At 43.5% G+C, this 6,433-nt stretch carries 6 protein-coding genes and 1 tRNA gene; 4 read left to right on the top strand and 3 right to left on the bottom strand.

What is annotated here, in order from left to right; all coding sequences use genetic code 11:
- The 3 genes from ACTF6W_RS07515 to ACTF6W_RS07505 all read left to right on the top strand — a co-directional run.
- Positions 1–320, top strand: a 320-nt coding sequence (locus ACTF6W_RS07515; RefSeq protein WP_438993923.1) for a hypothetical protein, incomplete at its 5' end; no start/stop codon positions are given.
- The gene (locus ACTF6W_RS07510) at positions 317–502 is read left to right on the top strand and encodes a DNA gyrase inhibitor YacG (protein WP_438993922.1); all 186 of its coding nucleotides are present in this window, start codon (positions 317–319) and stop codon (positions 500–502) included. The genes ACTF6W_RS07515 and ACTF6W_RS07510, both read left to right, overlap by 4 nt.
- A 100-nt stretch (positions 503–602) precedes the next feature.
- Positions 603–677, top strand: a tRNA-Phe gene (locus ACTF6W_RS07505).
- A gap of 61 nt (positions 678–738) precedes the next feature.
- On the opposite strand, the gene ACTF6W_RS07500 is transcribed toward ACTF6W_RS07505, so the two are convergent.
- The 3 genes from ACTF6W_RS07500 to ACTF6W_RS07490 are packed head-to-tail and all read right to left on the bottom strand — an operon-like array spanning position 739 to position 5,166.
- On the bottom strand, positions 739–1,767 hold the full coding sequence (locus tag ACTF6W_RS07500; RefSeq protein WP_438993921.1) for an ACP S-malonyltransferase: 1,029 nt from the start codon (positions 1,765–1,767) through the stop codon (positions 739–741).
- Positions 1,764–3,953 carry a thiamine pyrophosphate-dependent enzyme gene (locus ACTF6W_RS07495; RefSeq protein WP_438993920.1) on the bottom strand — a complete coding sequence of 730 codons (2,190 nt, stop codon included), beginning with the start codon at positions 3,951–3,953 and terminating at the stop codon, positions 1,764–1,766. The genes ACTF6W_RS07500 and ACTF6W_RS07495 overlap by 4 nt, the downstream gene beginning before the upstream one ends.
- A gap of 10 nt (positions 3,954–3,963) precedes the next feature.
- On the bottom strand, positions 3,964–5,166 hold the full coding sequence (locus ACTF6W_RS07490) for an acyl-CoA dehydrogenase (protein WP_438993919.1): 1,203 nt from the start codon (positions 5,164–5,166) through the stop codon (positions 3,964–3,966).
- A gap of 245 nt (positions 5,167–5,411) precedes the next feature.
- On the opposite strand from ACTF6W_RS07490, the gene ACTF6W_RS07485 reads away from it, so the two are divergent.
- The coding region (locus tag ACTF6W_RS07485; RefSeq protein WP_438993918.1) for an acyl-CoA dehydrogenase family protein at positions 5,412–6,433 on the top strand (1,022 nt) is incomplete at its 3' end.

Genomic DNA, 6,433 nt, shown 5'->3' with positions numbered 1-6,433 from the left:
TGGATGAACTTATTTTTGATGATCCGATGCCTTTACAGCGCGGCAATATATCTTCCTTTGGATTACTCGAACTCACAAGACGATCAAAAAATATTCCGCTTGATAGTTTACTGCTTGAAAAAAAGGTGGCTATTAAAAGTGTTGCTGCGAAATGTCTTGATATTATTCGAACGGCGGAACAAGAAGCATTGAATAGCCCCGGTTTGCCGGTGACAATCATAATTGATAATGATGAAAAAAAATGGCTTGAAGATCACAGTCAAATATTCGATGATTTCAGAATTAGAACGGGTTCAGAATTAAAAATGGAAAGACGATGAAAGCGGCAAATACTATTCTTGAATGTCCAATTTGTAATCAGGCAGCGACTAAAAAATATCTTCCCTTTTGCAGTAAGCGATGCAGCGATATTGATTTAGGGCGCTGGTTTAACGGAAGCTATACGATTGCAGGCGATAAGACATCCGAAGGTCAAGAAACTGACGATGAATTAGAGAGTTAATTTCAAGCATCTTTTTTAGATGATTTTTTTTGAAAGAGTGCTGGACAGAGCATTCTGAATTTCCTATAACCCTTCCACCTCATATGAGTCATATCCCGATGCCCGGGTAGCTCAGGGGTAGAGCAGCGGATTGAAAATCCGCGTGTCGGTGGTTCAAATCCGCCCCCGGGCACCACTTTTCATAATATTTGAATTAGATCTAAGCAACCACTTGGTTTAAAAAAATAAAACATTTTTTAAACAACATATTTGCGTTGTTCAGCCATGCCCATTGAAATAAGAAGGCCGTTTTGTTGCTGTAAAGTCTTAAAGTCATCCTTACAGCTGAGGCCTTGCCAATTTGAGAGGATCAAAGACTGGGCTACGGCACCGCCTAAGGTATTGCCTGGACCGGTAACAATAAAATAGTCGGGGGCAAATTCACGTGCCGCAACACGGATGGCATTTGTAAAATCATACATCTCGACCACTTGATGGTTTAGGGTATAATCCCATAAATCCTGCTGCGTTTCTTGATCAGGCCACCATATTTTGCCGCGTCCATCAATCATTGGTATGGTCGGTTGCCTGAATAAGTCAGCAGAAAGCATGCCGCGTCCCTCTGCCGCAACGGGTGTTTGCAGAGAGGTATGAAATGCGGCGTGATTACCAAGACGCATGGGAAAGCGTCCTTGTATCACATCAACTGCTTTTTCAAACGCCGATAGACCTTCTTCGTTTCCGGCAATCACAAGCATGCCGCCCAAATCAATTGATGGGGCAAGTATATGCCCTTGACGTGTTGCAATTTCGGCGACCAAATCTAACAAGCCTTTTAGGCGTGCCGGATCTGGGTGCCAATCGTCGTTCATATGGGGATAAACAAGCTGTCCACCGATCAACGCTTGTTGCATCAAATAGCCCATCGTGTTGGCAACCTTGAAACCATCATTAGGGGCTAAAGCACCGGCGCAGGCTAATGCGGAATACCATCCCATTGAATTACCGGTGACGGCAACAATTTCAACTTCATTTTTGTTTATCGACATAAAATCACCGAGCGTGGCGGCAAAAATTAAGGCCGATGCGTTATCGCCGCGCGTGTGTTTTGCCATTGAAAAACGGTCAGCACCATCAAGGTCTAACAATTTCTCAAGCCCCAACTGTGTGCGTTGCTCATCAAAGCTAGACAATAATTCTTTATCAGGGAAATGCCTTGTCAGATATCCTAGCTCGTCTTTGTTATAGGTGCCTCTCCCTGGACAGATTACTACAGCTCTTTTCATTTATCTTCTCCAATGAGTTTGAGCGCAGCATTAATAATGCTGTCCTGAGATGGCATTGTGGATGCGTATGCAGGTCCTGTTGGGATAAAACTGTCCTCTGAGGCTAGTCTTTCAAATGGTACCTGAATATTTTCAGCCAGACAGGTCATTATACTTTCTGAAACACCACCTGACCTTCTTGTTTCATCAACGATCAAAACATGCTTACATGAGCCAATAGCCTCTAACATTTTTTCTTTGGGTAGTGGCGTGAGCCAGCGAAGGTCAATGACACGGGCATTAATTCCCTTATCCGCTAGTTTTTTCTGTGCTTTTAAAGAGAGATAACAGCCATTAGCATAACTGATAATGGCTAAATCTTTGCCGTCACCATGAATTCCCACATCACCAAGCGCGATCCGTTCAGAGGCATCAGGGTAGGTTTGCATCCATCCACCATCACCCACGCCATGTAAATCTTGTGTTGCATAAAGGGCAATAGGTTCAAGAAAGACGACAATCCGTTGCTCTTCGCGGGCCAACCTCACAGATTCACGAAGCATTTTTGCGGCGTCCGCACCATTAGACGGACATGCGAGGATGACACCCGGTACATCGCGTAAAACAGCGAGAGAGTTATCATTATGAAAATGACCACCAAACCCTTTTTGATAGCCAAGTCCCGCAATCCGGATCACCATTGGGTTTGTAAATTGACCATTAGAAAAAAACGATAAGGTTGCCGCTTCGCCGCGGATCTGATCTTCCGCGTTATGATAATAAGCGAGGAACTGGATCTCGGGGATCGGGGTAAATCCATTATGTGCCATACCAATGCTCAAGCCAAGAATTGACTGCTCATCAAGCAATGTATCTATCATGCGTCTTGCGCCAAAATTATCATGAAGTCCTCGTGTGACACCATACACGCCGCCTTTAACACCAATATCTTGACCCATCATTACAACTTCATCATGTTCAAGCATTAAGTCCTTCAAAGCCCAATTAATCAACCGTGACATAATTTGGGGATTTTCCATAGCGTTGGCCTCTTTACCGAACAAATCAGCGCGCTCTTTAGGAGTGGGACCATTACTTTGTCTGCATGGACGCGTCGGGGGAATGATGCTTTTCATAACCTCTTCTGCGGAGCTTAACCGAGGGCGTTTGATAACTTGACTGGCCACAGATGCTACACGGTCGGTGGTCGTTTTATATATTTCTAAAGACTTGCTTGGTGGCAGAAACCCCGCCTCATTCAAAAGCCTTACTGAATGCAGAAGAGGGTCATTCGCTTCATCGGCTTCGACTTCACTACGGTCCATATAGACAGTTTGAATATCCGCGCCCGCATGACCGTAAAGACGAACTGTACGAATATGTAAGAAGGCCGGTTTACGTGTCTTTCGAATATAGGCGGCGGCTTCAGATGCCACCTTATAGGTTTCAAAAATATCCAAGCCATCACAATGGAAATATTTAATGCCTTCGCGATTTTTAAATGAAGCGGCAACCCATCCTTTTGGGGTTTTGGTCGATATACCAATACCATTATCTTCGCAGACAAATAGAAGAGATAGGGGAATGCCTTGATAAGATGTCCATTGCGCCGTGTTAAAAGCACCCTGCGCCGTAGAATGATTAACGGATGCATCACCAAAGGAACAGATAACGATGGCATCGTCTTTTAAACATTGATGTTCCGGGGCCACTTTCTTGGTAAGTCCTATGGAATAGGCGGCGCCTACAGCTTTTGGTAAGTGGCTTGCGATTGTTGACGTTTGCGGTGGAATATTAAGTTTTTTGGATCCCAGAACTTTGTGTCGACCTCCAGAGATCGGGTCTTCTTTTGCACATGCAAACGATAAGAGCATATCCCACGTAATGGATTGCCCGGGAACCATTTCAGATCTTTGGATTTGAAAAGCAGCGTCACGGTAATGAAGAAATGCCATGTCCCCCAACCTTAAGGCTGCCGCAATGGCGGCGATGCCTTCATGACCAGAGGAGCCGATTGTGTAGAAGCCTTGTCCCTGTGCTTGCATCTCGCGACTTTTTCGGTCTAAAGCTCGGGTTAAGCATCCGGTGCGAAAAATGGTTATGGCTTGTTGGCTGGTTATAGGGCCTGTGGGTGCTTTACCGTCTGGGAAATCTTCTGCACTTACTCTGTCTAAGAAGTTTTGATGGACAATATTTGCACGATCCATAACTTATTCCTTAAAAAAATGCCTGTAGATCGGTTTGCGCACGCCCCAGTATTAATGCATGGACATCATGTGTACCTTCATATGTATTCACTGTTTCAAGATTGACCATATGGCGCATAATCTGAAACTCTTCAGAAATACCGTTACCACCATGCATGTCTCTGGACATACGGGATATATCAAGAGCCTTTCCACAATTATTTCGTTTGATAAGACTGATCATTTCAGGGGCTGCTGTCCCTTCATCCATTAAACGACCAACTTGCAGTGCTGCTTGAAGACCCAGAGAAATCTCAGTTTGCATATCGGCTAATTTTTTTTGAAAGAGCTGCGTTTGAGCAAGGGGACGGTTAAATTGCTTTCGGTCTAATCCATATTGACGTGCCGCATGCCAACAAAATTCTGCGGCTCCTAAAACGCCCCAAGCAATTCCATATCTGGCACGGTTCAAGCAACCGAAAGGCCCTTTAAGTCCTGAAACACCTGGCAATAATGCGTCTTCTCTCACCTCTACGCCGTCCATAACGATTTCACCGGTTACAGAAGCCCTTAAGGATAGTTTGCCTTCTATCTTAGGTGCTGACAGTCCTTCCATGCCTTTCTCGAGAATAAAACCTTTGATCTGCCCGTCATGGGCTTGTGATTTTGCCCAAACGATAAACACATCGGCGAAGGGTGAATTTGAAATCCACATCTTTGTTCCAGAAAGGCGATAACCTCCGTCTATTTTTTTAGCCACTGTGCGCATGGAAGAGGGGTCGGAACCTGCATCAGGCTCTGTTAATCCGAAACATCCTATCAATTCACCACTTGCAAGTTTGGGTAAATATTTTTCTTTCTGTTCATCTGAGCCATAAGCATTGATAGGATACATCACTAAACTAGACTGTACTGACATCATCGAGCGATAACCTGAATCAACGCGTTCAATCTCTCTAGCAACCAGACCATAGGTGACATAACCAGCACCAAGTCCACCATAATTCTCAGGGATAGTGACCCCAAGTAGTCCCGCTTCACCCATTTCTCTAAATATTTCAGGGTCGCTCAGCTCTTCACGATTTGCATCAATGACTTTAGTTTGAAGCTTTTCTTGAGCGAAAATATGCGCCGCATCACGTAACATTCTTTCATCTTCTGTGAGTTGTTTTTCAAGAAGCAGGGCATCGGACCAATCAAACGGTCCAAGGGAAGGGCCAAATCCATTTTGCATGGGTAATATCCTTTACGGTTTTTATTATTTTTACTCTATACGAGTAAGGGTTGAAAATAGATGAACTAGATCTAAGTAAATTTATGACTATATTTTTATTTTTTTCAATGGATAATTAGATGGATGAATTAAAAGTTTGCAATAAAGCTAAATAGAACAATTGACTGAACAGAGTAAACCGTCATAAATTTAAATATCTGTAAATCTAAGCGGTACTTGACTAACAAAAACACCGAGGATCAAAAATGTATACATTAATTCTAATTGCTTCGAGCATTTTATTATTGCTTTCGTTATTTAAAAATAACAATCAAATTATTTTTGTCCTTTTTGGGGCCTTCATTTGGTCGTTATTCGTTCTTTTGGGGGTGGCGGGTTTCTTGGCTATTATTCTTGGGCTCTTTATCGCTGTTTTGGGTACAATGCTTCAGTATAACCCGGCCCTTAGGCGTTCATTGTTATCTGATAAATTGTTTAAAATTGCTGCGAAAGTTCTGCCAAGGATGAGCGAGACAGAAAAAACAGCGTTAGAGGCAGGAACGGTATGGTTCGATGGCGATATATTTTCTGGAAACCCTAACTGGGAAAAATTATTTCAATATAAATCATTCCAATTAACAGAAGAAGAGCAGACCTATGTAGATGGCCCCGTTGAAACATTATGTGAAATGTTAGATGATTGGCAAATCCAACAGGATAGGGAGCTTCCAAGCGAAGTTTGGGATTATATCAAACAAGAGAAATTTTTCGGCCTTGTCATTCCAAAAGAATATGGCGGGTTAGGGTTCACGGCTTCCGGTCATTCGGCGGTGGTGACAAAAATTGCGACGCGCAGTATTGCGGCGGCGGTAACCGTTATGGTGCCAAATTCATTAGGGCCTGGCGAGTTGCTCGTCCATTATGGTACCGATGAACAAAAGAAAAAATATTTGTCAAAATTAGCGACCGGCGAGGATATTCCATGTTTTGCATTTACCGGCCCTGAGGCAGGTAGTGACGCGGGTGCCATGCAAGGTTATGGTCATGTTGTTAAGCGCAAAGTTCGCGGCAAAGAAGTCATCGGCGTATCGTTAGATTTTAATAAACGTTATATAACTTTAGCGCCAATCGCCACATTGGTTGGTTTGGCTTTTAAATTAAAAGATCCCGATAAAATTTTAAGTGATGACGTTGAGAGAGGTATAACGTGTGCGTTGCTTCCTCGTAATATTAAAGGGATGACAATAGGAAACCGCCATGATCCGATGGGGGTTCCGTTTGCCAATGG

Origin of the sequence: Pseudemcibacter sp. (assembly GCF_965661635.1) — a bacterium.
Classification (GTDB): domain Bacteria; phylum Pseudomonadota; class Alphaproteobacteria; order Sphingomonadales; family Emcibacteraceae; genus Pseudemcibacter.
The sequence above is the reverse complement of the archived record's forward strand: the minus strand, read 5'-3'. Positions and strand labels throughout refer to the sequence as shown.